Here is a 3412-nt window from a genome sequence, read left to right as displayed (position 1 = left end):
CGGAGGGCGAGGATATTGAGGTGCTGGAGTTGGGGTTTGAGCAGGCGCTGGGGATGGTGCAGAGTGGGGATATTGTGGATGGGAAGACGATTATGTTGTTGCAGCATCTGGAGTTGCGGGTGTTGAAGGAGGGGGGGAGTCGGATGAATGGGCGGACTTTGAATCGGTGATTTCTTGCCCCACGGATTGCGCTTTTTGGTGAGTTCAAGCTGTGGGGGGGGCTTGTTGGTGAAGGTTATAGTACTCAGATATTTGTTGGATATAGGTTTGCACGGGTAACTCTTATTTCAATAAAACCCGATTTTTGAGTGATTGGTTCGCTTAGTTCAATGAAGATTAATGAGTCCTCTAGTTTGAGTGCCACCCATTCTTCGTCTGTGTTTTGGGCCATTTCAGCCGTTATATGGGTCGCGCCATTGATGATGGCGATATGTGGTGATTTGCGAGGTGATGCTGTGAGGTTTTCCCCCCAGGAAAAAAGCTCATCCAGATCGAACTCGACATCCAATTCCTTGCCCGCTATGGGCTGAATGCCGATCCATGCGGCGGTGCCACTTCCAGCGGATGAGAGGAAGCTCACATGGATAGTGTTCTTGATGGAGCGGACTTCGGTGACACGTATTTTCATTTTGTTTTTCGATAGTGGATTTTTTCGGTCTTGCTGGCAGTGTTGCTTTTTGGGTTGGGATAGCAAGGTCCGCATTGTATTTGCAGTATTTATATTTTTTGGGTTCTGTTTATGTAGTGGTGAACGTCCTTGATGTTTATTTTTTTAAATAAGCTTTCTATTGTGTCTAGTATAACTATATTTTTCTTCGTTGCCTGGTATATGAGCTGGGCGGCGGCATGTGTTTCTGAATCGTAAAATCTACATAGCAAGTTGTCAGTCGACGACGCTAGGAATGTGCTTATGTTGTCGGGTGTGATTTGACTTTCAAATATTGTCATTTGAGACCAGAGTTCATGTATTTCATGAGTGTTTTTTTGAATTAGCAGAAGTACGTCGTGGGAACCTTCAAATGCTAGGTTTTCTATCTCTCTTGGGTTGCTTGGTCGGTTTTTGATTGTGGAATAGATGTTGGTTTTTTCGTTTTTCTTGCACAGGTCTCCGGCTTGAAGTGTTTTTGTTGCGTTTTTTATGAATAGATATTCTTCGGTTCTTGAGTTGAAGGTGGCAGTCGTTGATGAACGCCACTCTCTTTTGATGGGCCATTCTGATGAAAGGTTTTCCATTATGTTGCACCATGACGTCCAGACGCTTTGGAAGTCATGGTCTATTAATGTCGTAGTGGTGAAACGGGTGTCTTGGGTTGGCTGTATGCTTTCCCAAGGTCTTACTCCGATTTCGTTTATATATACGGTGCTCATTTTCTATCTCTTGAAGTGTGTGTGAGTCGTTGATAGTCTTCAAAGGGTTCTTGATTCTGCTGTATTTTCGGTAATGGAATATGATCCGTGATATGGCGGCTCTGATCACCAATAAGCTCCCGGTAGACTCGGGCAGGCAATGGGGTGCACCAAGTACAGGCGTCTAGCCAGGGAGGGCTACTACATTGCTCGAGCCGCGAGAGTTCTGCTCTTCAGCGGCATATAGTGTTTGCGAAGTCTAGGTGTCCTTCAAATGAGATGCAGGCAATCCAAGCTAATGAGTTCTGCAAAATGTAAGTGTGTTGAGGTGATTCAGAAAAAATCCTGAGTGTTTGGTCTATGTGTTCAACCTTTACTAAATAAGCATCGTCACAAACTGAGTCGCCGATAAATATAAGTTCGCCGTCGGCGACTGCGTTAATTTTTTCGGCAAACATAGAAAGCGCCGCGCTTGATGAGGTTGATCCAAAACTGATGCTGTTTTCCAAGGAGCTCCAAGCAATTTGGCTTCCAGTAAAAGGGATGTGTTCATTTATTTTCCTGATTATTGCAGAGTGCTCAGTTTTGGAGAGAGTGCTGGAGTTTATATTAGATTTTTTTAGGTCTGCGATCAGTTCTTCGTCTAAATAGCTCATTGAGGAATACCCACTCGTGATCGGCTGACGGGCAATAGTAGTAGTGAGCGAGCTTGCTCGCGCTGGGCTGCGAAGCGGTCCCAACAAGGACGACCCGGACCTGACTGAAAAAATGCGTTGCCTGGGGTGGGGCCGCTGCGCGACCCAGCTCGCTCGCCACAGGTTTTTGGGGACTAGGAAGGTTTAAATCTCCACAGCACTGTAGCCGCCAGCAACCACTATAAATATCACCTCTCCACCGTTGCTTGATGTGAAGCAGTAGCTGATTCCTGTCTCACCTAGCTCCAGCCGTTCTTCCTCTTTGGAAAGAAACGAAGTTTTCTCTTCGTACATATCGCATATTTCTGCGCCAACAGCGCTCACACCTTGAAATGCGATGAGACCTTCAAAAGTTATCAGCCATGATTTTTCTTGCCAGTCTGTGAACTCCAACAAGAGGGTATTTCGGTTGCAGGTTATTTTTTCAATTGTTCCATCAGAGACGGGGAATTTTGTCATGTCAGATTCCTGGGTGTCGTTCGCCCGGCAAGAAGCCTGTCCCGTGTTCGGGGTCATAATTTTCGGGTTTTACCTTCAATAACAGTTTTTGTTTTTCAGCCTGCTTCCAACTCAAATTATTCGGTTTGAGTACTATGTGGTAGTGCTCTCCATGATGTCTTGGCGCATAGGGGCCTTTATCTCCTGGATGGCTTTCAAACCTTATTCGAGTATCGCTGTTGGGTCTCCATTCCATTCTTTGAGTATCGTGCTTCGTCTTGGAGACTCTAGGGACTACGCCCAAGACAGTTGTTAAATCATTCGGATCACTTGGGAACCGTTGGTGTGCAGCCGGTAGAGGTGGTGCACCCTCATCGACTTTTTGTTGTCGTGCAGGATTTTCATCTCCGAGTAATTGCGTGCACCTTTTTCCACCCGGACATGTACTCAACCCCAGTGGGTCAACCAACCCCGTAGGGTTAGGCACATACCGATACCCATTGATCCCACCCGCCAACTTCACCGGGTCCGGCGTCAGATAACGCCCAATATCCGGATTGTAGTAGCGATGCCGATTGTAGTGCAGCCCGCTTTCCCGATCGAAATATTGGCCTTGAAAACGCAGCGGGTTATCGATTGTTCCCACGTCGAGACGGGCTATTTCACCGTAGGCACGGTAGTGCGCAGACCAGACGATTTCGCCGTCGGGGTTTGTCAGTTCCTGGGGTGTTCCAAGGTGATCCAGTTGGTAATGGTAGGACTTGGTTTTTGTAGGACCGAAGCCTTCCAGCAGGGCCAGCGGGCGGAAGCTGTCCGGCTCGTAGAGGTAGCTGCGATGGCGCTCCGCGTGGTGTTCGGCGATCAGTTTGTCGCCTTGCCAGAAGAACTCCGTTGTCATGCCTTCAACGGTTTTGCTGATGCGCCGGCCAAAG

At 47.5% G+C, this 3412-nt stretch carries 5 protein-coding genes; all 5 read right to left on the bottom strand.

Annotated elements, in window-relative coordinates:
- Positions 1-244: 244 nt before the first annotated feature.
- Entirely contained in the window at positions 245-628 is a 384-nt protein-coding gene (locus LIY36_RS27510; protein WP_226457844.1) for a hypothetical protein, read from the bottom strand.
- Between the two features lie 89 nt (positions 629-717).
- A complete protein-coding gene (locus LIY36_RS27505; protein WP_226457843.1) occupies positions 718-1368 on the bottom strand; it encodes a hypothetical protein in 651 nt (216 codons plus the stop codon).
- A gap of 212 nt (positions 1369-1580) precedes the next feature.
- On the bottom strand, positions 1581-2003 hold the full coding sequence (locus LIY36_RS27500; RefSeq protein ID WP_226457842.1) for a hypothetical protein: 423 nt from the start codon (positions 2001-2003) through the stop codon (positions 1581-1583).
- Positions 2004-2186: 183 nt separating this feature from the next.
- Positions 2187-2501: a hypothetical protein gene (locus LIY36_RS27495; RefSeq protein WP_226457841.1), complete on the bottom strand. Its 315-nt coding sequence runs from the start codon at positions 2499-2501 to the stop codon at positions 2187-2189.
- Position 2502: 1 nt separating this feature from the next.
- Positions 2503-3412: RHS repeat domain-containing protein (locus LIY36_RS27490; protein WP_226457840.1), on the bottom strand; the 910-nt coding region annotated here is incomplete at its 5' end.

The sequence above is a fragment of the Pseudomonas sp. AF03-9 genome (genome assembly GCF_020515815.1).
Classification (GTDB): Bacteria; Pseudomonadota; Gammaproteobacteria; order Pseudomonadales; family Pseudomonadaceae; genus Aquipseudomonas.
The sequence above is the reverse complement of the archived record's forward strand: the minus strand, read 5'-3'. Positions and strand labels throughout refer to the sequence as shown.